The organism is Acinetobacter sp. 8I-beige (genome assembly GCF_902505955.1).
Taxonomy (GTDB): Bacteria; Pseudomonadota; Gammaproteobacteria; order Pseudomonadales; family Moraxellaceae; genus Acinetobacter; species Acinetobacter johnsonii.
Genome location: NZ_LR732790.1, coordinates 632,623 through 654,538, shown reverse-complemented (window position 1 = coordinate 654,538; position 21,916 = coordinate 632,623). Strand labels below are relative to the sequence as shown.

Here is a 21,916-nt window from a genome sequence, read left to right as displayed (position 1 = left end):
ATGATACATTAGCCTCCAGATTTGGGGGCTTTTTAATGACTGAAAAATTATACTATTGGGCTGAAAACTTAGAAAACTATAGTGCAGATAACGAAAGTGCTTATAATCAAGTAATCGAAATTAAGCGCCTCAATTTTTTTATTGGGAAAAATAATGCAGGAAAAAGTCGTTTCTTAAGAAACTTATTTTCAAGTTGTGAATCAATATCTACAGTACCATACTTAAAAATAGACACTAATATAATAGAAAATATAACCAATAAAAAAAATAATATTTCCGCAAAAATTTATAAGGGAAATCCTGTTCGTATTAATTCAAAAGAAATTAGCCTTTCTGAACTAAATAAAGAAATTGACATTTTAGCTTATACAATTACTCAATACTTGCATTACAGTAATAAAGTATTTTTAAAGAATCTTTATGACAAATTATTAACGTACTATTTTAAAAACAACTGGGGAGAAACAGGTCTTATTTTTTCGGAATCAATTTTAGGTATTGAAAAAACACAAAGCTATCAGAATGATATCAACATAATTTCAGTTGAAAAAAGTTATATCCCTATTCTTAGAGGTATGCGCCCTGTTACAGAAATAGAAAATAAACAACCTTATATCGAGCGCGCTCAAAAAGATTATTTCAGTGATAAAGAAAAATATAATTCATCCAATATTATTACGGGTGAATCTCTTTACCATGAGCTAAAAGAGCATCTTCTTGGTGAACCTGAACAACGCGAAATCATCAGGAAATACGAGGAAAAACTCAGCCAATATTTCTTTGATAATGAGACTATTACACTCATCCCAAAACATGATCAAGATGTTGTAAACATTAAAATTGGAAGCGACAAACAATTCCCTATTTCAGAACTCGGCGATGGCTTACAACAAGTCATTATTTTAACTTATGAAGCTTTTATCAAAAAAGATGAAACCCATGCTTTCTTTATAGAAGAGCCTGAACTGCATATGCATGCGGGCATGGTTCGTCAGTTGATGAACTTCTATCTAAATGAAACCAAACACTATTATTTTTTCACAACACACTCCAACCATCTTTTAGATATGGCAGATGAATCAGATCAAGTCATCATCCAAAAATTCGTAAAACAACCAAAAAAAAATCCTAAAGATGGCTTTGATTTTAAAATTTATCGTTGTGACCGAGATCGTGACCTGCTTGCTTCACTTGGAGTAAAACCCTCTTCGGTTTATTTAGCTAACTGCACCATTTGGGTCGAAGGCATTACCGATCGCTTGTATATCACTAAATATATGGAAAAATATTTAGCCGAATTAGAAAAATCTGGCTCTGAACAATATAAAAAATACCGTCGTTTTATGCCAAATTATCACTACACATTTGTGGAATATTCAGGAAGTAACCTAACGCACTGGTCATTTAGTGATGATTACGCAGATCATTTAGATGACAAAGGACTTAGCGCCAAAGCTGTAGCAAGTGAAATGCTACTTATTGCAGATGGTGATATTAAAAATAAACCTGAGCGTGTTAAAGCTTTACAAACTGAATTTAAAAAAGAAAATTACTTCATTCTTAAATGTAAAGAAACAGAAAATACTTTACCTAATGATTCAATCATTAATGTGGCTAAATCTAAGTTTTCTCGATTGAGAGCCGAAACCAAAAAGAGCTATGACATATTATTAATTGATGAAATTACTGATGAAAACTATTTTGATCATAGTGAGTTTGGTATCGGAAAACTTCTTGATCAAGCAATCAAGAAGCCTACATCAACCACTACAAAAACGGCTTTTGCTGACGGACAAGGTGTAGGAACTATTAAATATAAATTAGATTTTTGCCGTGAAATCATTAAAGATTTTGATGATCATCCTCATTGGCAACTTACACCAAAAGCGGAAGAACTTTGCGAACGTATTTTCCAGCATATTGAAAAGTGTAATAGGTAGAACGAACTATCAGATATAGCCAAAGCCCAAAATGCTTTGGCTTTTTTTAGAGCTATGAAGGCTCTTTCCGCCTCACATAATAAACCACACCGCCTTTATCATCGGAAAAATAAAATGAATTTGCATCTATACGGTAAATATCCGCAGGTCGACCATTCACCTTATTCCCCACTAAAAAACCATCCATAAATGTCTGTAATTTTTGCCCTTTACGCATTAATCACAATTTTATAGCCATGACCAATTGTGGCATCTGTAGAACCGTGCAGAGCAACTAAAAAAGAATTTTTGATGGTTTCATCCGTATTTGGATCATCAAAATAATCAAAGCCAAGTGCAGATGAATGCGATGGGAAATAAGCATAAGGAGATGGTACATTTTTACATCCTGTTGGACGTTTAAATTTTGGATCTGCAAAAATTTTACCATTCGACGAATAACAAGATGGCCAGCCATAATTCATATCACGCTTGAGTGCATAAAAAGTTTCATCAGGTTTATGTTTACCCAGATGGTCCGCACCTTGATTGGTGGCAAATAAAAATTTACCTACCCATTTCAAACCGACTGCATTGCGTAAACCTGTGGCATAATTTTTTTGTTCAGAACCATCGGGATTCATTTCTAAAACTGTTGCTCGAACTTTTTCTTTCTCGACACAAGCATTGCAACTTGAGCCAACTGAAACATAAATTTTCCCGTTTCCCCCCACGGCAATAGTTCGTGTTAGATGCCAACCCCCATATTTATAACTTAAACCATAATCAGGAAAAGTCGCTAGAACTTCGGCTTTAGCCGTCGGTTTAATTTCACCTTGCGTAATTTTTCGTCGGGTGAGCTGATGAGTTTCAGCCAAATACAACCAATCTTGTCCAGAAGAATCGGTATAAAATTGAACTGAATTTGGATTCTTCAACCCCGTCATATAAGGAATGATTTTACCGAATTTCCCTGTTTCAGCATTCCATTCATCCAAAATATAAACGATGCCTTTTTTATTGTCGGTTAAATCATGCATGTCCGTTACAAACATTCTACCGTCAGGTGCTTTGCTAAAAAAACGAACGCGTTTTAAACCTTCAGCAGCAGGAATGATTTCGTAATTTGCTGGTAGATTTAGAGAAAAGTGCTTCCCATCTTTCAAGTTGATTTGATGAGGAACAAGATTTGGCTGCCCTGCTAAAACTGCCATTGAACTAATTAAGCATATGAATAAGATTGAGAATATTTTTATCATTTTAGAGACGTCTCGATTCATCTTATGAAAATTAACCTTCTTTTTTATATGATATAACTTGAATGATGAGCACATAGTCAAACGCTTTTGCTAGAAAATCGTATAGGCTCTTCATATACAAAATATTATTTTATATTATCTTTTAGCCTAACCACTGCAAGTGTCTTTACAGTGGGTTAAGCCATTCACACTCGTTCTTCGGGTATAAACAAAACATAAAAAATTGTTGCTTTAGAACTCTATAGCAACCATCAGTCCTTGGATAAAAAGCTCACCCAAGGACTTAAATCCTTTTAGAGCCTTAATTTAACAGTTCACTCATGTTCAATGAATATTAAATATCAAAAATCATGAAACAACTTATTCATGTCTTTGCAGAGATAGTCTTTAAATGAAAAGTCTCGTGCATGTTTAGCATCAAATTTTGCGGTCACACCGTCTTTTTCAAAGATATACACGCGGTCATCTTTGCTCACTAAAAACTCACCACCCAATTTCATCAATAAGGCATCAATTTTTTCACCATCTGGAATCGACTCATCGGCCAAAACTTTTAAATAATTTCGCTTAATTGACTTAATAAACATGCTGAACTCACTACTCATTTTCAGCGCTATTTAAACAGAATCTAAGCCAGAATCCTAATAAAACCCGAAGCCATCAGCTACAACTACCAATAACACGTTTCAGACTTTTCCACTGCACAGCACGCGGTTTGTATTGGAAAAATATATACCGATCAACACAATCAACGGAAATTTGTAAGACCAAGACACAATTCAGATATTTACATTCACACAATTCAACTTATGATGTGAAATGACTAAAAACAAATACACACATAGATGGACTTATGTGTATGAAAAAGGTTTATAAAACATGAAGAAACTCGTACTTGCAAGCTTAATAGCACTCTCTAGCCAGCTTGCACTTGCAGCCTCCACTCAAGATACCATCAACCCCGAATTTGCCAAGATTGAAGAAATGGTCAAAGCCAATAATATGACGGGGGCATATCAGGCTTTAGAAAAACTGGCAAAGTCTGGCAATCCACAAGCCATGTACAACTTGGCTTATTTGACTCAGACTGGCCAAGGCACAGCGAAGAATGAGAAGAAAGCCATTCAGCTCTATCAAGATGCTGCAAACAAAGGCTACCCTGTTGCGCATTATGTGCTTGCGAAAAACTATGTCACTGGTACTTTAGGCTTGCCTCAAGACATCAACAAAGCCAAACAACACTTTGAAGCCGCATCTAAATTAGGCTTTGATGATGCAACCGTTGAATATGCCGTGCTGTTATTTTCCGAAAATAAACCAGAGTCTGAAAAGTTAGCCCTTAAGAAACTTGAGCCTTTGGTGAAAAAAGGCAACTATCAAGCCATTCATGCACAAGCTTTATATGACATCAGCACAGGCTTTAAAAACAAACAAGAAGCACCCATTCAAAAAGGCCTCAACAGCATTCAAGACTTAGCCAAAAAAGGCTATATTCCTGCACTGATGGCCGTAGGCAATATGTTTGCTAATGGCAATATCATTCCGCAGAACTTGCCTGAAGCGAAGAAAATTTTCACTGCTTTAGCCAAGGAAAATGTGCCACAAGCCAAAGAATCATTAGCGCAGGTTGAAACCATGATGGCGAATCAAGCTAAGTCCCCTGCAACAGCAGCAGTCAAAAAATAAATCATTTCTTCAAAAAAATACTCTCAATTGAGAGTATTTTTTTCACCACCAAAGACCAATCAAGATACTGACCACCATAAAACTTAATAACGTGCTGATCATCAATGGAGTGAGTGCTTTTTCATTTAAGCCATACACTTGCCCAAAAATTCCAAATAGAGATGGCATCGGTAAAGCCGCAATCAAGGTTCCTGCATAAATCATCTTTGGGTCCAACTCAGTCAAATAGGTCAGCCCTAAATAAACCAATAGTGGCATACAAATATTTTTAGATGCCACCAGATAAACCGTTTGCAGGTTAAAAGACTGAATAGTGAGACCCACCATGCCCCCACCAATAATAAAGAGTGCTAAAGGTGCAGCGGTCTGACCTAGCATCGCAAATACTTGGTCGATTAAATGTGGAATTTGAATTTCGAAAATCGCACAACTCATGCCAATCATTACCGATAAAAACAATGGATTTTTGAGTAACGTAAGAAATGTGGTTTTTAAAATGGAGGCTAAATTGGCTTGTCTTTGTCGCCCTATTTCCGCCAGAGTGAGCATCAGCGGTACAAGAAATACACTTTCAATGATCACCACCAATGAAATATAAATCATCGCTTCGCTTCCCATCAGCAGCGTCAGAATTGCTGCTCCCAATAATCCCGTATTGGACATGGATGCACCCAGTGAAAAAACTGCAGCGTGGGTAAAGTGATTCTTAAACAACTTTTGACCTAAAATAAAAGACGTAATAAATAAGCCAAAGGTCACAGCTGCATAAACATAAAAATATGACGGATACCAAATTTCATGCAAATCTTTTGATGCTAAGGCATGTAACAATAAAGCAGGTAACGCAATTTTGATGACAAAAGCACTGATTGCAGTCATTTGCTCTTTAGCGAGCAACTGGATTTTGACAGAGGCAAAACCGAGAAAGAGCAGGAAAAAAACTGGAAAAATTACCGAAAAAATCATTCAAGTTGTTCCTTTTCCAGATGATGTAAGTAAAGACCTATCCTAGGATACACCTTTACTCAGTTGAAATATTTTTAAAGCCCAATGGCAAAGCAAAATGCTTATGCGATTAGAACGCAGAAAACAAATCTTTGATCCCATGTGGCTGACACCGTAAATACTGCGGTGCGATAGAGACTTTCCCACCCAGTTCTGCGGCTGCATGCCACGGCCATCGTGGGTCATACAACATGGCGCGCGCCAGACCAATTGCATCGGCTTCTTGCGCTTCTAAAATATGTTCAGCCTGTTTGGCTTCTGTAATCAATCCAACCGCAATGACTGGAATTTTCACCGCTTGCTTCACCGCGTGGGCAAAAGGCACTTGATACTTGGCCTTAATCTGAATGTCTTGTTCCACATGCAAGCCACCACTTGAGACATGAATATAAGCCGCCCCGAGTTGCTCCAACGCTTTCGATAGCCCCACTGTTGAATCAATATCCCAACTTTCTGTTGCGGTCGATTCCATCCAATCAGTTGCAGATAAACGTATACCTACGGGATAGTTTTCAGGAACAGCTTGTTTAATGGCTTGGAATACTTCTAAGGTAAATCGAATGCGGTTTTCAAAACTTCCGCCATATTCATCGGTACGTCGGTTCGACAGCGGTGACATGAACTGATGCAACAAATAACCATGGGCTGCATGTAGCTCAATCAGCTCAAAACCTGCATCTACAGCGCGTACTGCAGCACTGGCAAAGTCTTCGATGATGTCTTGCATCTCCGTCACACTCAAAGCATGTGGTGCATGCTCTTCGGGCTTAAAGGGGACGTCACTGGCAGACACCGTTTGCCAACCATGCGGTTCATTCGGTTTAATCTGACCTTTTCCCGACCAAGGACGATCGGTCGATGCTTTACGCCCCGCATGTGCCAGTTGAATGGCAAAAGGCATTGGAGAGAGTGTTTTGACTTTTCTGAGCAAGGCTTTCATTTGTGCACGTTGCAAATCATTCCACAGTCCTAAGTCCGCAAAACTGATCCGTCCTACCGCTTGTACGGCTGTCGCTTCAACAATACATAAGCCCGCACCTGACAAAGCATAATTGGCCCATTGTTGCTCATGCCAATAGCTCAACTCACCCGCATCATTGGCTGAATATTGGCACATCGGCGCAATCACGATTTTATTTGTTAAGTTTAGATCCCCAAATTGAATGGGTTGAAATAATAATGGCATCACAGCTCTCCCTGTACTCACTATGATCTATAACAAATAAAGTGCCTTGCATTCAACGCTAAAAGTGCAAATCTGCTGTCGAACCTTTGCACTTTTATGGCTATCCATTTAGAAAATAATGCGGCTTCCGAGCCCCAAGACCAGTGCATTATCCACCACATGGCTTGAACCTGAGTTGACCACATACTGAATGTTGGGACGTAACATTAACCATGGCGTAGGGTTATAGCTATAGTTCAGTTCAATATTGTATTCCGCGCTCGCATCATACTGTGATTTACCCGCAGCGAATCGATCATTTAGGTGTACTCGATTCACACCCAAACCTAAAATATCCGTCGGATGCTGTTCAAATACCCCAATATATTTCAGCCCCACTTGTTGTGAGTTGTCTACTTTATTGGTGATGCGGTCATGCCATGTAAAGTTGGCAAAACTATGCAAACCTTGGCGCCCTGCACCCGTTGAAGTCAGTTGCTGTTCGATGGCAATCCATCCTGCAAATGTCCGGTCTTCGCCAACCACACCTTTGCCATAAGCCACATCATATTGGTTATTTGGATCATCTGCGGTGTTATATATCCCACCAACCCGATAGCTCCCCGCCAAACCATTGAACAGTGCTTTCGGTGCCCAAATCACTTCTACTGGAATAGTCACACCATCGGCATGTTCTGTGTCTAGGCTCCAACCTTGTCCTTCGGCTTTTCCATTGCCATTATCTGGATTGAATTCATAAACACCCACTTGAGTTGCTACTTCAGGGGTCAGTTGATACTTAATGCGACCACCCCATTGTGAAACCGGCGTATTCATCCAGATATTACCCTGCCATTTCCCCATTTGTGCGGCACAAAAGGCATTACTGACAAAATCACACGCCATCACGTTAAAATCTGACCCCAAACCCAATCGCCCAACTTTGACACTGAGCCCTTGTTCTTTAAAACGCTTTTCAATCGAAAGCTCAGATAAACGGCTGTCTTGATTCCCACGGCCATAGGTGGCTTGCACATTGGCTAATTGCGGTGCAGAAGGATCTTGCAAATCTCGAATTGAGGTACTTTGTCCTTGACGCGCAGTCGCAACAAAACGAATGGTGACCCCTTCCCAGCCGGCTAGCTTTTCTAAATCAAATTGTGTACCTAACCAAAACTGCGAAGCGGTACTTGGGCTTGCACCTGCATTGCGGCCGCCATCCGCCAAATAGTTGGTATCTGTTAAAGCATTGGCTTCAAACTTAATGCCTTTTTGCGCCAATTCAGTTCGTTTTCCCTGCCAGTCACCAAACAAATACTGACCCTGTACATCTAGCATCTGCTCCGCATGACTCACTGTCGCCCAGGCACACATTGCTGTTGCAAATAAAGAGAAAGAAAACTGTCGCATAAAACCTAAGCCCCAAACTAAAATGAAGAACAATTCATTTCATTTAAATGAAAAATTTAATGAAAAGTACATAATTTTTAAACAAAGATCTCAGCAAAATTTTTATCATTAAGTCAAAAAAAAGTTATCAATATCACCCACAGTGATAAATAGAAGATTTGATTTGGGTGATTCATGGCAGTTTTCACACGATTCGAGAACGCAATTTAAAGAGGATAATTCCTGATCACAGCAAGCAATCCCGCAGTTTAGCTTTCTAAAAATGTGCTAAAGCCAAGCCTCTTGCTGAAATCACTTGCAATCTTGCGTGTACACCGCAATATTAGCCTCAAGTTTTATCAGCTCATGTTGCCATGCCAGAATTACCCGAAGTTGAAACCACCAAAGCCAGTTTAGCGCCGTTATTAGATCAACAAGTACTCAGTATTGAAGTTCGCCAGTCGAGCCTGCGCTGGCCGATTCCCGCCGATCTCAGCAAACTGGTGGGACAGCGTTTAATTCAACTCAAACGCCGTTCTAAATACATTTTGGCCGTTTTTGAACAAGACACGATGCTTTGGCATTTGGGCATGTCAGGGAGTTTCCGTATTTGTGAGGTCGGTGAAACCCTGCGTAAACACGATCATTTGATTATTCGTTTTGAAGATGTCGAGCTACGCTACCATGATCCGCGCCGCTTCGGCTGTATTTTATGGCTGGATGAATATTCGCAAACCAAGTTAATCGATACACTTGGGCCTGAACCACTGAGTGCTGATTTTAACGCTGAATATTTAAGTCAAAAGTTGAAAAACAAACAGGTCGGCATAAAAGTTGCAATCATGGATAATCATGTGGTGGTTGGTGTCGGAAATATCTATGCCACAGAGAGTTTGTTTAATTTGGGCATACACCCTGCGCAAGTGGCGTCTAGTTTAACGCACGACCAAATTGAAAAATTGGTGGTCGAGATTAAACGTATCTTGCAGCAGGCCATCGACTTAGGTGGGTCTACCCTGCGGGACTATTCCAATGCGATGGGTGAAAATGGCTACTTTCAACAAACCTTATTGGCTTATGGCCGAGCAGGTGAAATGTGTGTGAACTGCGAAACCACGCTTGAAAACATCAAACTGGGACAGCGTGCTTCTGTATTTTGTCCCGAATGCCAACCGCTGAAAAAAGTGCAACCGAAGCCCAAAGCCACAGCTCGAGGAAAAACCAAATGAAAACTGCCATTGTTCGTCATATTTTGGTCAAAGACAAAGACCTCGCTGAACAACTGAAAAAGAAAATCCACGATGGCGCCGATTTCGCCAAAATTGCCAAGCAATATTCCACCTGTAATTCAGCTAAACGCGGCGGTGAACTGGGTGAAGTCAAAAAAGGCCAACTGGTGCCTGTGATTGATAAATTGGTCTTTAGTGCGGCTGAAAAAGTACTACATGGTCCCATCAAGAGCCAATTTGGTTTTCATTTACTAGAAATTAAATTCCGTATGGATTTTTAAAAGCTGCGCGTTGTGTGATGTGTTTAAGCCTAAACACATCACAAACACTGTATTTGATTAAGCCTCTTTCATCTCATATGTCCAAGCATCAACGTGTTCGCCAGATTCCAACGTCCCTTGTACCCTCACCCGTTGATACTGTATCCCTTCAAACTCATCCAACGCATCCCAATGTTCGGTTAATTTTTCACTGCTAAAAAAATATCCTTCAACTGCTGCTGCTTGCGGATCCAAAACAATGGCGAATAAGCCTTTGTCGGGTCCCCAATCCAAAATATGCACCACGCCATGCACATAGCCTTTTTGCCATGTTCCACCTATACGCTCTAAAAGATGGGCATTTTCATGATTGGGACGAAGTGTCCCGTAGACAAATAATTGGTTCATTCGGCATCCCCATAGCTATTCAATCAGCGCGCATCATAAAACCAAAACTGTACAAAAACCAGTCTTCGGATCAGTCTCAGACATAAAAAAACGGCACTTGATGTGCCGTTTTATTTTAACCGTTCGATTACTGACGTTTTTTCAATTCATCACGAATTTCACGTAGCAACGCGATATCTTCTGGCGTTGCTGCTGGTTCTGGCGCTGCTTCTTCTTGTTTACGGCGCATACGATTAATCATTTTCACCATTAAGAACACCACCCATGCCAAAATGATGAAGTTAATTAAAATTGTAAGGAAGTTACCATAAGTCAGGACGTTTACCCCAGCTTTGGTTAACTCATCTAAAGACTGTAAATTGTTTGGGTTATCCCCTAAAACAAAGAATTTCTGTGTGAAATCTACACCACCACCAGTCACAACCGTGATCAATGGCATGATGATGTCTTTCACCAATGAATCGACAATTTTACCAAATGCACCACCGATGATTACACCGACAGCCAAATCAATCATGTTGCCTTTTACCGCAAATTCGCGGAACTCTTGAACAATACTCATCTAAATCTCCAGTTATTTTTTGACTTTAATTTATGTGACGAAGTATACATTAATTTTATAGCTTCATTTCCACGTAATTTACTCGGAAATCATCTGCTTTTATATATTGGTTTGCTAATTTTAAACAAAAAAATGCCATCAATAAATTGATGGCATTTTTAAATGTTGCGGCCCCGCATGAGGCAACATCATTTTTAAAACTTATTTACCAGAACGGTTACGTTTACGTTCGTTTTCAGTCAAGTAACGCTTACGGATACGGATTGACTTAGGTGTTACTTCAACTAATTCATCATCTTCAATGAATTCAAGCGCTTGTTCAAGCGTATATTCAACAGCAGGAACAAGAGTCAACGCATCATCAGTACCAGAAGCACGTACGTTTGTTAACTGTTTTGCTTTAGTTGGGTTAACTGTCATGTCATCTGAACGAGAGTTAATACCAATGATCATACCTTCGTAAACTTCTAACTGAGGTTTAGCAAATAGACGACCACGGTCTTGCAATGTGAACAATGCATAGCCCAGGCAAGTACCTTGAACCATAGAAATCAACACACCGTTTTGACGTTTCGCAACAGTACCTTGTTTCATTGGACCGTAGTGCGAGAAGCTTGAAGTCATGATTCCTGTACCAGAAGTCATGGTCAAGAATTCTGAACGGAAACCAATTAAGCCACGTGAAGGAACAGTTGCTTCAATACGGATACGGCCTTTACCGTCAACTTCCATATTCGTCATTTCGCCTTTACGATGACCCATTTGTTCCATTACAGAACCTTGGTGCTGTTCTTCAACGTCAAATGTTACGTTTTCGTATGGCTCTTGCTTTTCGCCATCAACTTCTTTCAAGATTACTTGTGGACGAGATACGCCCATCTCGAAGCCTTCACGACGCATGTTTTCAATAAGAACTGAAAGGTGAAGTTCACCACGACCAGATACTTTGAAACGGTCTGGACTGTCAGTATCTTCAACACGTAACGCTACGTTATGAATCAATTCGCGGTCTAAACGCTCACGAATGTTACGTGAAGTTACGAATTTACCTTCTTTACCCGCAAACGGTGAGTTGTTTACTTGGAAAGTCATCGTTACTGTAGGTTCATCTACAGACAATGGTGGTAAAGCTTCAACATTTTTCGGATCACAAATTGTGTCAGAGATATGAAGCTCATCAATACCTGTGATACATACGATATCGCCTGCTTGAGCAGAATCAACATCAACACGTTCTAAACCGTGGTAACCCATGATTTTTAAGATACGACCGTTACGAGTCTTACCTTCTTTATCAATTACAGTAACTTGAGTGTTCAGACCAACTGAACCACGTTGAATACGACCAACACCAATAACACCTACGAAGCTGTTATAGTCAAGTGAAGAAATCTGCATTTGGAATGGACCATCAACATCAACTGCTGGTGGCTCAACAATGTCTACGATGGTTTGGAACAATGGAGTCATATCTTCAGCAAGTTCTTCTGGAGATGGACCAGCAACACCACGAAGACCTGAAGCGTAAACAACTGGGAAGTCTAACTGTTCGTCAGAACCACCAAGGTTATCAAACAAATCAAATACTTGGTCAATAACCCAATCTGGACGCGCGCTTGGCTTGTCGACTTTGTTGATAATTACGATTGGCTTCAAACCACGTGCGAACGCTTTTTGCGTTACGAAACGAGTTTGTGGCATTGGGCCTTCTTGAGAGTCAACAAGAAGAAGTACACAGTCAACCATCGACATTACACGTTCAACTTCACCACCGAAGTCCGCGTGTCCTGGGGTGTCGACGATGTTAATACGGTATTCTGTATTGGTACGTGCATCTAACCATTTGATTGCAGTGTTTTTTGCAAGAATGGTAATACCACGTTCACTTTCAATCGCGCCTGAATCCATGACACGCTCAATCTCGCCTGCACGATCGCCAAGTGCACCTGATTGCTGTAAAAGTTTGTCTACTAGAGTGGTTTTACCGTGGTCAACGTGCGCAATGATGGCAATGTTGCGGAGAGTTTTGATATCTGACATGTAAATTCGATACGCCTAAAGTTTGAGGGCAAATTATACAGAAAAATAATAGAATTTAGTAGTGACAGTTTATTGACAGACTCATTTTTTTTGATAAGTGGTGTGTAATTAATTTTGTAAAGCTGTGTAAAGCGATTAGAATAGCGCCACCTTGCTAACACCCTTTGACATATGTCTGATCAGAAACTCTCTTCCAATCAAACAGATCAACTCGATTTGGTCTATGGTTTAAACGACCGCCCTCGCCCAATCATTGCTTTTCTTGCTGCCTTTCAACATCTCCTTGCAATTATTGTCCCAATTGTTACTCCGGGCTTACTCATCTGTCTAGCGCTTGGTGTATCGAAAGAAGACACCAACATGATTTTATCCATGTCTTTGGTCATTTCAGGGATTGCAACCTTCTTACAATGTAAAAAAGTTGGACCTTTTGGTGCAGGCTTATTAATTGTTCAGGGCACCAGTTTTAACTTTATCGGCCCGATTATTGGAATCGGCTCTGGCATGGTTGCTGCAGGTACTCCAGTAGAATCCGTCATGGCTGCAATTTTTGGTGTGGTAATCGCAGGTTCATTTATTGAAATGGGCGTGTCACGTATTCTGCCTTGGGTGAAAATGCTCATTACCCCATTGGTCACAGGCATTGTGGTGTTATTGATTGGTTTGACCCTCATTAAAGAAGGTCTGATCAGCATGGGTGGTGGCTATCAAGCCATGTCAAACAATACCTTTGCCAATGCAGACAACCTAATCATGTCGTGTACGGTTTTAGGCTTAATTATCTTGCTGAATCGCATCCGTATTACATGGGTAAAAAGTTCTGCTATCTTAATTGCCTTAATTGCAGGGTACACTCTTGCAGGCTTTATGGGGCATCTGGATTTTTCAGGTTTAAAAGATGCGCCTTTAGTACAAGTTCCGACGCCAATGCATTTTGGACTCAGCTTCTCTTGGAGCTTGTTTATTCCAATGGCCTTCATCTATTTAGTGACGTCTTTAGAAGCAATTGGTGATATCACCGCGACTTCAAAACTTTCCAACCAGCCTGTGGATGGTGCCACTTGGATGGAACGTATTAAAGGCGGTGTCTTGGTGAATGGTGCAAACTCTTTCCTTGCTGGTATTTTCAACACCTTTCCTAGTTCAGTCTTTGCGCAAAACAATGGTGTAATTCAACTTACTGGCGTTGCGAGCCGTTATGTCGGCATCTGGATTGCCGCATTATTAGTGATTCTAGGTTTACTCCCTGCTGTTGCAGGTGTGATTCAGGCGGTACCTCAAGCTGTTTTAGGCGGCGCTGTAATGGTGATGTTCGGTGCTGTAGCAGCTTCTGGAATTAACATTCTGTCAGGTATTCATCTTGACCGCCGCGCACTACTGATTATTGCCATTTCATTGGCACTCGGTTTAGGTGTTGCACAAGTTCCACAAATTTTGGAACATTTACCTGAATTATTCCGTAACATCTTCAGTTCAGGTGTTGCGACAGGTGGTATTGCAGCATTGTTATTAAATATTATTCTTCCTGAAACGAAGAAATAATTGTTCATTTCAGTATGCACTTTGCCCAGCACTGTCTGGGCATCGTTTTTACAATGGAGTATATAAAATGGATCCACGAAGTGAAGTTGTTCTTCGCCAGCAAGAATTTCTCTCTGGTTCAGTTTTACTGGTCAATGCACCGTGTGACGAATTAAATACACAGCTGATTGATGCTGTAGAGCCACATTTTTGGACATGGAATTTTAACGAATTACAATATTTCCAAAACCAACAAAGTGATGTGCATTTTGGTACAGATTTGCCTGATGTCGCTTTTGATCAAGCTATCGTGTTTGTTCCAAAGTCAAAAGAACTACTCAATTATGTCCTACACCAACTGGTCAGCCGTTTGGCCGTAGGCGCATCGATATTTTTAGTCGGTGAAAAGAAAGGCGGTGTAGAACGCGCTTCTAAACAGCTGCAACCTTTTGGCAAAACCCTCAAATTAGACAGCGCTCGACATTGTCAAATGTGGCAGTTAGTCACCGAAAAAACCATAACGGCAAAACCTTTGGCTGATTGGGCACAACTCTATACAGTGCCAACCCCGAAAGGTGAATTACAGATTTGCGCATTACCGGGTGTGTTTAGTCAAAATCGTCTAGACGTGGGCACAGCGGTTTTATTGCCTCATCTTTCACAGGTCACTTCTGGAAAAATTGCAGACTTTGGCTGTGGTGCAGGTGTAATCAGTGCTTATTTGGCCAAGTTAAATCCGAAAAATCGCATTTTTGCACTGGATGTCGATGCCTTTGCACTCGCTTCAACAAAAATGACTTTTGAGAAAAATAACCTTTTACCAGAACAACTTGAGATTAAGGCGGTACACGGAATTGAGGATGCTCCTCTGTTTTTACACGCAATCGTCAGTAATCCCCCATTCCATCAAGGCATTCATACAGATTACAATGCCAGCGAAAATTTATGCAAAACATCCCGTCGCCATCTTAAATCGGATGGTGAGTTGTGGATTGTTGCCAACCGCTTTCTGAATTATCCATTACTCATTGAGCAAGGTTTTGGCCAATGTACAACCAAAGCCGATCAACAAGGCTTTAAAGTGCTGTTTGCCAGCACACAAAAGAAATCTTAAGGAACAATGATGAGCGAAACGACTCAACCAGCTCAACTCAAGCGGAAGCTTGGAGCTCGCCATCTGAATATGATCGCCATTGGTGGTTCAATTGGTACAGGTTTATTCCTTGCCTCAGGTGCAACCATTGCAAATGCTGGCCCTGGCGGGGCGTTATTGGCCTACTGCTTAATTGGTGTGATGATTTACTTTCTCATGACCAGTCTGGGTGAGTTGGCAACACACAACCCAACATCGGGTGCATTTTTCACCTATGGCACCAAGTATGTTGAAGGCGGTTTTGGTTTCGCCCTTGGCTGGAACTATTGGTATAACTGGGCCATTACGGTTGCATTTGAATTGGTTGCAGTCCAATTCATCATGAAATTCTGGTTTCCCGACCTGCCCGGTTTCTACTGGAGTGCTCTCTTCTTAGCTGTTGTCTTTGGGATCAATGCACTGACAGTCAAAGGCTTTGGTGAAAGTGAGTTCTTCTTCTCCTTGGTTAAAGTCCTAGCCATCATTGTGTTTATCATCATTGGTATTTTCATGATCGCTAAAATCATGATGACGCCAGATGTCGCAACTTTTGCCAACTGGACCAAAGGTGAAGCACCCTTCGTTGGTGGCTTATCGGCACTCATTGGTGTCGCGATGATTGCAGGATTCTCTTTTCAAGGTACCGAAATGGTCGGTGTTGCTGCAGGTGAGTCAAAAGATCCACAAAAGACGATTCCGATTGCCATCAAACAGATTTTTTGGCGGATTCTACTGTTTTATGTGGTGTGTATTTTCATTATCGGCACACTCATTTCATATGATGATCCCCTTCTGCTACAAGCAGCTTCATCAGAGAATATTGCACTCTCTCCATTTACCTTACTCTATGAAAAAGCTGGGTTTGCCTTTGCTGCCAGCGTGATGAATGCTGTAATTTTAACTGCGATTCTATCGGCAGGTAACTCAGGGATGTATTCATCGACGCGTATGCTGTTCAATATGGCTCAAAATGGCAGTGCACCTAAAGTGTTTGCCAAATTAGACCCCCGCGGCGTACCCATGAATGCGCTTTATGCAACAACAGCAATTGCTGCTCTCTGTTTCTTAACCACCTTCATTGGCGAAGAACAGGTCTTTAATTGGCTGCTCAACATGTCGGGTATGTGTGGCTTTATTGTTTGGTTAGGGATTGCTGTTTCACACTATCGTTTCCGTAAAGGCTATGTTGCCCAAGGTCATAAGGTTGAAGACTTAGCTTATCGTGCGAAATTCTTCCCTTTTGCACCGTGGTTTGCCTTTATTCTGTGTGCAATTGTTGTTTTAGGTCAAAACTACCAAGCGGTGCTTGATGGCGAATGGCTCTCCGTTTTATCGACCTATATCGGTATTTTCTTATTCTTGGCGATTTGGCTAGGCTATAAATGGAAATACAAAACCAAACTGGTTTCTTACCAAGAAATGGATGTCAGTCCAATGAATCCTGATCGCGAATAAAATCCTTTCATAATAAAAGACAGCCTTCGGGCTGTTTTTTTATTATCATTTATTCATTTACTAAAGCCGTAAAGCATAAATTAATAACGCAATTTTCAATAAGACAGTTCAATTATTGAACTTACATAGAATCGATAGTTATGACTCGGATCCATCCTAAACTTAGTGAATATTCTGTAACTAGCATCCGTTCACTTGCGCGATGAACAATTTACATATTTAGGTAGTAAAAATTTAGCCTCTCAATTCGCACCGCCATAACTAAATAAAACGGCTTATTGAGCACTGATCTCTCTCAAATTCCTAGCCCCTAAATATCAAGCCAAAAATATTATCTCGCTGGCAAAATTAATCCCTATAAAGCTAAATAACTAGAAATACCCATTCACTCTTAAGGCAAAATTATTATCGATGTCGTGAAGCATGAGTGACGGAAATCCACTTTTCATTCTTCTTATATTCATCCTCTAAAATTAAATACTTCTAACAGTGTCTTATATCCTATGCGTATAGGACCATAACCACCGTAAGTCTTAAAGGCTCTTGCATTGAGCTCGAGTTTATTTTCAACGATGTGAGTTAACATAAATTTCATTATTTTAGACATAAAAAAACGACTCCGAAGAGTCGTTTTTTAGTTAAAACTCAGATTATTGAGCTTGAACTGTACGGCTGCCAGAAATTGTCGCGAATACACGACGGTTCATAGCACGGCCTTCTTTAGTGTTGTTGTCAGCAATCGGTTGGTCCCAAGCGAAACCTTGAGTAGACAAACGAGCTGGGTCAACGTTGTATTCGTTTACTAGAGACGATTTAACAGAGTTAGCACGAGCTAAAGATAAACGTTCGTTCAATGCACGTGGACCAGTGTTGTCTGTGTGACCTTCGATGCGAGCAGTAGCGTTTGGATATTCAACTAACTTCTCAGCAACTTTAGCGATTTCTGGCTTGTATTGGTCTTTGATGTTTGATTTGTTTGTATCAAAGAACACACGAAGTTCCATGTTAAGGTCTTCAGTTAACTCTTGTGGTTCAACTGGAGCAACTGGCTCAACTGGAGCAACTTCTACTACTGGAGCAGCAGGTTTCAAGTGACCACCAAGAACTACGTTAAGACCAGCAAGTGCTGTGTAGTTCCAGAAATCTTCATCGATGTTGTAAGTAGCACGAGCTTCAGTACGTAGAGACAAAGCATCGTTCAAGCGCCAGAAAGCACCGAAACCAGCATTACCTAAAGTACCTTCTTCTTTAAGGCCACGACCAGCACGACCTAGATCGTTATCAAACTCGTATTTGTAGTGACCAGCACCTAAAAGTACATATGGTTTGATTTTGCTGTCGTAGTTTTTAGTAATCAAGTCAGAAGTAGCATAGAAATTACCGTTGATTTGCGTTTGCTTGTATTCAGCATTCGCTTGGTCAACCATGTCACCTTTAACTTGGTTGTATTCCGCTTCAAAACCTAACCAAGGAGTAAGCTCTACACCAAGTGCAGCACCAACAAATAGGTCATCATCCATTTGAGCTGAATCAGTCAAATGATCACCACCATTATTATGTTGAGTGTCTTGGAAAGTGTAACCAAGCATTAATGGAGTAACAGTTACGCCCGCGTTTGCAGCAGCTAAAGGAGCAGCTACGAGCATTGCTAATGCAATACGACTCATTTTCATGGATTTATCCTCCAGAGATAACAATTGTTTTTCAAGCTTAAGCTTAAAATTATTTAACCATTCTGAGATAGGCTTTTTTATACCCCAGTTTTATTTTTAAGCTATTCGCAATGAATCATACAAACACTTTATTTTTTTTCCAAGTGCTTGATAACTTTAATCAAGTAAATTATTGACAAAATTACTTACAATTTCCGTTGTAATTCGGTAATTTTTTACTCAATTTTTACTTGCGAATAGCTTATTTTCACTTGTCTTACATTTTAACAGCTTTTTAAACAAGTTGAGTACTACTAATTATGTATAAAATTTGTTTGATAAACAAAGCTTTAATAAATAAAAAATAGCTCTATAACAATAAAACTGGATAACCATATGTTTTTTATCAATAAAAAAGGGTTCACCTTATTTGAACTCATGATCACTATTAGCATTATTATGATCATTTGTACAATCGCACTTCCTCACTTTCATCAGTATATGGCCTCACAAGAGCGCAGCAAAACACTGAATACATTACGAAATAGTATTCAGGCAGCCAAAAATATGGCCAACCTGCAACGTCAAAATATCACCATTTGTCCAAGTCAAGACCTCGTTCAATGTCAGAATCATCAATGGAACACAGGCTTTATTGTATTTATCGATAATAATAAAAACCGACGAGTAGATATCAATGAAACGATTATTCGGACAGAACAACAGCAGCTCAAATATGGCAATCTTGATTGGCGTGGCACACTCAATCTTCCATCTTTAAGCTTCAAAGCTGAAAATGGCCTCCCCCTTGGCTCAAATGGAACCTTCTATTACTGCTCTATACAAAGTCAGGATCACTTTAAACTGGTCATGAGCAAAATGGGGCAGATCCGAACTGAACTCATCAATACCTGTAACTAGACCCATGAGTCCATAATCACGTTTTCAGCTTTTCTCGTTAGCAAATTTGCATATACTGCTTAAGTTTCCAACAAAACGTATAAGTGATTCGGAGAAGAAAATGACAGACATCGTAATTGTGAATGGTGCTCGTACAGCAATGGGCGGTTTTCAAGGCAGTTTAGCCAGTGTAACCGCTCCAGAGCTCGGTGCTGTGACTATTAAAGAAGCGATTGCTCGTGCTGGCCTACACGCAAACGATGTAGAAGAAGTAATCATGGGTTGTGTTCTACCTGCGGGATTAAAGCAAGGTCCAGCGCGTCAAGCTATGCGTCAAGCAGGTTTACCTGATTCAACAGGTGCTGTGACCATCAATAAATTATGTGGTTCTGGCATGAAAGCGGTAATGCAAGCTGCAGATATGATCAAAGCAGGTTCAGCAAATATCGTGGTTGCAGGTGGTATGGAGTCGATGACCAATGCACCTTATATTTTAACCAAAGCACGCGCAGGCTACCGTATGGGGCATGGCGATGTCAAAGACCACATGTTCCTTGATGGCTTAGAAGATGCAGAAACAGGTCGATTAATGGGTTCTTTTGCACAAGATATGGCCAATACCCGTGGCTATACGCGTGAGCAAATGGATGCATTCGCGATTCGCTCTTTAGAGCGCGCACAAACAGCAGTCAACGAAGGTTACTTTGCAGATGAAATCGTGCCTGTGACAGTTTCATCTCGCAAAGGTGATGTTGTCGTTGATAAAGATGAGCAACCGTTCAATGCCAATATTGCAAAAATTCCAAGCCTTCGCCCTGCTTTTGCTAAAGATGGCACCATCACTGCAGCAAATGCAAGTTCAATCTCGGATGGTGCATCCGCACTAGTTTTAACTTCAGCAGAAAATGCATCGAACAAAGGTTTAGTACCATTAGCGAAAATTGTGGCTTATGCATCGAATTCACAGCATCCATCAGAGTTCACCATTGCACCAGTCGGTGCAATTGAAAAAGTGCTTAAGAAAACAGGCTGGAATGCGCAGGACGTAGATCTTTGGGAAATCAATGAAGCTTTTGCGATGGTAACTATGTGTCCAATCGATGACTTCAAACTTGATCCTGCAAAAGTGAACATCAATGGTGGGGCTTGCGCACTAGGTCACCCTGTCGGCTCAACAGGTTCGCGTATTATCCTCACTTTAATTCATGCGCTTAAACGCACAGGTGCTAAAAAAGGTATTGCGGCACTATGCATCGGCGGTGGTGAAGCGACCGCTGTAGCGATTGAATTACTTTAAGATGCAAGTAACCCTCTTTTATTGACATATTTTATACAATAAAAGATTGGATGATTAGCTGATATAAAAGCGACATTTATGAAAATCCCTCGACTGTGAGGGATTTTTTATTACAAGATTGTATTAGGGGCGATCTCAACGACTTGTTAAAATAACGACGAAAAAAACAACAAGGATAAGACAATGCAACTGAATCATTACCTCAACTTTGATGGTCAAACTGAAGCCGCTTTTAATTTTTACAAATCTGTCTTTGGTGGAGAGTTTGCAACATTCATGCGTTATGGAGATTTACCTTCAGATGAAAGTTCCGTCACCCTTTCCGACGCTGACCAACAAAAAATCATGCATGTTTCACTCCCCATCAATGCCAGCACGATTCTGATGGCTTCGGATACTAATGATCAGTTTTGTGCTCAAAGCAATACTGTCTTTACTGTAGGCAACAACCACTATATTTCGATTAACTTAGATGCCCATGAACAAGCCGATGCAAAACGCTTATTTGATGCACTTTCAGTCAATGGAAAAATAGAGATGCCTCTAGAGAAAACATTTTGGGGCGCACTCTATGGTGCATTTACCGATCAATTTGGAGTGAAGTGGATGGTGAATTGCCAATTAGAAGAAGGATAAAATGCATCTTCTTTTTAAACATCAATATTTGAGAATTGCGCAATAATGGTGAGCCCCACGGTAATAAAACCGATACCGAGCCATCCAGCCAAATCGATGCTCTGTCCTAAAAATGCTTTAGCAAGAAGTGCTGTGGCGATGACACCAATGCCAGACCACAGCACATATAAAATTCCCGCTTGCATAAATTTCAAGGCATATGCTGCACACGTAAAAGAAATCATATAAAGCACCAGTGCAATGCCTTGATCCAATTTATTGATCAAGCCATTACCTTTTGCGGAATAAAAAGTCGAAAGCACATCTGTAGCAATAGCAATAAGTAGCCAAATGACACCGGGATTAATTTTTGCAAAAAGTGCCATCATATCCAATTTACCTGTTTCTTTTTCTTCAATTTG

19 protein-coding genes and 1 pseudogene are annotated in these 21,916 nt (G+C 40.4%); 10 read left to right on the top strand and 10 right to left on the bottom strand.

From position 1 onward, the window contains the following. The first annotated feature begins 35 nt into the window (after positions 1–35). Positions 36–1,940, top strand: coding sequence for an AAA family ATPase (locus GVX98_RS03140; RefSeq protein ID WP_159127236.1), 1,905 nt, complete (start codon positions 36–38; stop codon positions 1,938–1,940). A gap of 52 nt (positions 1,941–1,992) precedes the next feature. Here GVX98_RS03140 and GVX98_RS03135 read toward each other — a convergent pair. Both GVX98_RS03135 and GVX98_RS03130 read right to left on the bottom strand, forming a co-directional pair. Next, positions 1,993–3,178: pseudogene (locus GVX98_RS03135) on the bottom strand (sorbosone dehydrogenase family protein). A 341-nt stretch (positions 3,179–3,519) separates the two neighbouring features. Continuing rightward, on the bottom strand, positions 3,520–3,765 hold the full coding sequence (locus GVX98_RS03130) for a hypothetical protein (protein WP_004695190.1): 246 nt from the start codon (positions 3,763–3,765) through the stop codon (positions 3,520–3,522). 292 nt (positions 3,766–4,057) lie between these two features. Between GVX98_RS03130 and GVX98_RS03125 the strand changes: the two genes are divergently transcribed. Beyond that, positions 4,058–4,864: a tetratricopeptide repeat protein gene (locus GVX98_RS03125; protein ID WP_159127235.1), complete on the top strand. Its 807-nt coding sequence runs from the start codon at positions 4,058–4,060 to the stop codon at positions 4,862–4,864. A 42-nt stretch (positions 4,865–4,906) separates the two neighbouring features. Here GVX98_RS03125 and GVX98_RS03120 read toward each other — a convergent pair whose 3' ends face one another. From GVX98_RS03120 to GVX98_RS03110, 3 genes are all read right to left on the bottom strand, one after another. Continuing rightward, entirely contained in the window at positions 4,907–5,830 is a 924-nt protein-coding gene (locus tag GVX98_RS03120) for an AEC family transporter (protein WP_159127234.1), read from the bottom strand. Positions 5,831–5,939: 109 nt separating this feature from the next. Continuing rightward, positions 5,940–7,055, bottom strand: coding sequence for an NADH:flavin oxidoreductase/NADH oxidase (locus tag GVX98_RS03115; protein ID WP_159127233.1), 1,116 nt, complete (start codon positions 7,053–7,055; stop codon positions 5,940–5,942). 108 nt (positions 7,056–7,163) lie between these two features. Beyond that, positions 7,164–8,444: a carbohydrate porin gene (locus GVX98_RS03110; RefSeq protein ID WP_159127232.1), complete on the bottom strand. Its 1,281-nt coding sequence runs from the start codon at positions 8,442–8,444 to the stop codon at positions 7,164–7,166. A gap of 353 nt (positions 8,445–8,797) precedes the next feature. On the opposite strand from GVX98_RS03110, the gene mutM reads away from it, so the two are divergent. Then, positions 8,798–9,652, top strand: coding sequence for a bifunctional DNA-formamidopyrimidine glycosylase/DNA-(apurinic or apyrimidinic site) lyase (gene mutM, locus GVX98_RS03105; RefSeq protein ID WP_004983112.1), 855 nt, complete (start codon positions 8,798–8,800; stop codon positions 9,650–9,652). Next, complete coding sequence (locus GVX98_RS03100) at positions 9,649–9,933, top strand: peptidylprolyl isomerase (RefSeq protein WP_004695176.1); 285 nt, start codon at positions 9,649–9,651, stop codon at positions 9,931–9,933. Before mutM ends, GVX98_RS03100 begins: the two co-directional genes overlap by 4 nt. A 57-nt stretch (positions 9,934–9,990) precedes the next feature. On the opposite strand, the gene GVX98_RS03095 is transcribed toward GVX98_RS03100, so the two are convergent. The 3 genes from GVX98_RS03095 to typA form a co-directional block, all read right to left on the bottom strand. Beyond that, positions 9,991–10,320, bottom strand: coding sequence for a gamma-glutamylcyclotransferase family protein (locus tag GVX98_RS03095; RefSeq protein WP_004983113.1), 330 nt, complete (start codon positions 10,318–10,320; stop codon positions 9,991–9,993). Positions 10,321–10,447: 127 nt separating this feature from the next. Further along, the gene (mscL, locus tag GVX98_RS03090; RefSeq protein ID WP_004983115.1) at positions 10,448–10,882 is read right to left on the bottom strand and encodes a large conductance mechanosensitive channel protein MscL; all 435 of its coding nucleotides are present in this window, start codon (positions 10,880–10,882) and stop codon (positions 10,448–10,450) included. A gap of 201 nt (positions 10,883–11,083) precedes the next feature. After that, positions 11,084–12,922: a translational GTPase TypA gene (typA, locus tag GVX98_RS03085; RefSeq protein WP_004695169.1), complete on the bottom strand. Its 1,839-nt coding sequence runs from the start codon at positions 12,920–12,922 to the stop codon at positions 11,084–11,086. Positions 12,923–13,093: 171 nt separating this feature from the next. On the opposite strand from typA, the gene GVX98_RS03080 reads away from it, so the two are divergent. From GVX98_RS03080 to GVX98_RS03070, 3 genes are all read left to right on the top strand, one after another. Continuing rightward, positions 13,094–14,464, top strand: coding sequence for a uracil-xanthine permease family protein (locus GVX98_RS03080; RefSeq protein WP_159127231.1), 1,371 nt, complete (start codon positions 13,094–13,096; stop codon positions 14,462–14,464). Positions 14,465–14,531: 67 nt separating this feature from the next. Continuing rightward, entirely contained in the window at positions 14,532–15,557 is a 1,026-nt protein-coding gene (locus GVX98_RS03075; RefSeq protein WP_159127230.1) for a class I SAM-dependent methyltransferase, read from the top strand. Between the two features lie 9 nt (positions 15,558–15,566). After that, the gene (locus GVX98_RS03070) at positions 15,567–17,030 is read left to right on the top strand and encodes an amino acid permease (protein WP_159127229.1); all 1,464 of its coding nucleotides are present in this window, start codon (positions 15,567–15,569) and stop codon (positions 17,028–17,030) included. 650 nt (positions 17,031–17,680) lie between these two features. On the opposite strand, the gene omp38 is transcribed toward GVX98_RS03070, so the two are convergent. Continuing rightward, entirely contained in the window at positions 17,681–18,703 is a 1,023-nt protein-coding gene (gene omp38 / locus GVX98_RS03065; protein WP_010327439.1) for an outer membrane protein Omp38, read from the bottom strand. A gap of 375 nt (positions 18,704–19,078) precedes the next feature. Here omp38 and GVX98_RS03060 point away from each other — a divergent pair, with 375 nt between their 5' ends. The 3 genes from GVX98_RS03060 (at position 19,079) to GVX98_RS03050 (ending at position 21,515) form a co-directional block, all read left to right on the top strand. Beyond that, positions 19,079–19,603 (top strand): GspH/FimT family protein, encoded by a 525-nt coding sequence (locus GVX98_RS03060; RefSeq protein WP_159127228.1) that lies wholly within the window; start codon positions 19,079–19,081, stop codon positions 19,601–19,603. Positions 19,604–19,703: 100 nt separating this feature from the next. Then, positions 19,704–20,879, top strand: coding sequence for an acetyl-CoA C-acyltransferase (locus GVX98_RS03055; RefSeq protein WP_159127227.1), 1,176 nt, complete (start codon positions 19,704–19,706; stop codon positions 20,877–20,879). A gap of 183 nt (positions 20,880–21,062) precedes the next feature. Beyond that, entirely contained in the window at positions 21,063–21,515 is a 453-nt protein-coding gene (locus tag GVX98_RS03050) for a VOC family protein (RefSeq protein WP_159127226.1), read from the top strand. Positions 21,516–21,529: 14 nt separating this feature from the next. Here the strand turns inward: GVX98_RS03050 and GVX98_RS03045 are convergent, their stop codons facing one another. Then, positions 21,530–21,883 carry a multidrug efflux SMR transporter gene (locus GVX98_RS03045; protein WP_159127225.1) on the bottom strand — a complete coding sequence of 118 codons (354 nt, stop codon included), beginning with the start codon at positions 21,881–21,883 and terminating at the stop codon, positions 21,530–21,532. Positions 21,884–21,916: the final 33 nt, after the last annotated feature.

What these genes read in the sequence shown, in the direction of transcription:
- GVX98_RS03050 (WP_159127226.1), top strand. Translation starts at nt 21,063, where the DNA reads ATGCAACTGAATCATTACCTCAACTTTGATGGTCAAACTGAAGCCGCT.
- GVX98_RS03140 (WP_159127236.1), top strand. Translation starts at nt 36, where the DNA reads ATGACTGAAAAATTATACTATTGGGCTGAAAACTTAGAAAACTATAGT.
- GVX98_RS03045 (WP_159127225.1), bottom strand. Translation starts at nt 21,883, where the DNA reads ATGATGGCACTTTTTGCAAAAATTAATCCCGGTGTCATTTGGCTACTT.
- GVX98_RS03095 (WP_004983113.1), bottom strand. Translation starts at nt 10,320, where the DNA reads ATGAACCAATTATTTGTCTACGGGACACTTCGTCCCAATCATGAAAAT.
- typA (WP_004695169.1), bottom strand. Translation starts at nt 12,922, where the DNA reads ATGTCAGATATCAAAACTCTCCGCAACATTGCCATCATTGCGCACGTT.
- GVX98_RS03055 (WP_159127227.1), top strand. Translation starts at nt 19,704, where the DNA reads ATGACAGACATCGTAATTGTGAATGGTGCTCGTACAGCAATGGGCGGT.
- omp38 (WP_010327439.1), bottom strand. Translation starts at nt 18,703, where the DNA reads ATGAAAATGAGTCGTATTGCATTAGCAATGCTCGTAGCTGCTCCTTTA.
- GVX98_RS03110 (WP_159127232.1), bottom strand. Translation starts at nt 8,444, where the DNA reads ATGCGACAGTTTTCTTTCTCTTTATTTGCAACAGCAATGTGTGCCTGG.
- GVX98_RS03125 (WP_159127235.1), top strand. Translation starts at nt 4,058, where the DNA reads ATGAAGAAACTCGTACTTGCAAGCTTAATAGCACTCTCTAGCCAGCTT.
- mscL (WP_004983115.1), bottom strand. Translation starts at nt 10,882, where the DNA reads ATGAGTATTGTTCAAGAGTTCCGCGAATTTGCGGTAAAAGGCAACATG.
- GVX98_RS03115 (WP_159127233.1), bottom strand. Translation starts at nt 7,055, where the DNA reads ATGCCATTATTATTTCAACCCATTCAATTTGGGGATCTAAACTTAACA.
- GVX98_RS03120 (WP_159127234.1), bottom strand. Translation starts at nt 5,830, where the DNA reads ATGATTTTTTCGGTAATTTTTCCAGTTTTTTTCCTGCTCTTTCTCGGT.
- GVX98_RS03060 (WP_159127228.1), top strand. Translation starts at nt 19,079, where the DNA reads ATGTTTTTTATCAATAAAAAAGGGTTCACCTTATTTGAACTCATGATC.
- GVX98_RS03070 (WP_159127229.1), top strand. Translation starts at nt 15,567, where the DNA reads ATGAGCGAAACGACTCAACCAGCTCAACTCAAGCGGAAGCTTGGAGCT.
- GVX98_RS03100 (WP_004695176.1), top strand. Translation starts at nt 9,649, where the DNA reads ATGAAAACTGCCATTGTTCGTCATATTTTGGTCAAAGACAAAGACCTC.
- GVX98_RS03075 (WP_159127230.1), top strand. Translation starts at nt 14,532, where the DNA reads ATGGATCCACGAAGTGAAGTTGTTCTTCGCCAGCAAGAATTTCTCTCT.
- mutM (WP_004983112.1), top strand. Translation starts at nt 8,798, where the DNA reads ATGCCAGAATTACCCGAAGTTGAAACCACCAAAGCCAGTTTAGCGCCG.
- GVX98_RS03130 (WP_004695190.1), bottom strand. Translation starts at nt 3,765, where the DNA reads ATGTTTATTAAGTCAATTAAGCGAAATTATTTAAAAGTTTTGGCCGAT.
- GVX98_RS03080 (WP_159127231.1), top strand. Translation starts at nt 13,094, where the DNA reads ATGTCTGATCAGAAACTCTCTTCCAATCAAACAGATCAACTCGATTTG.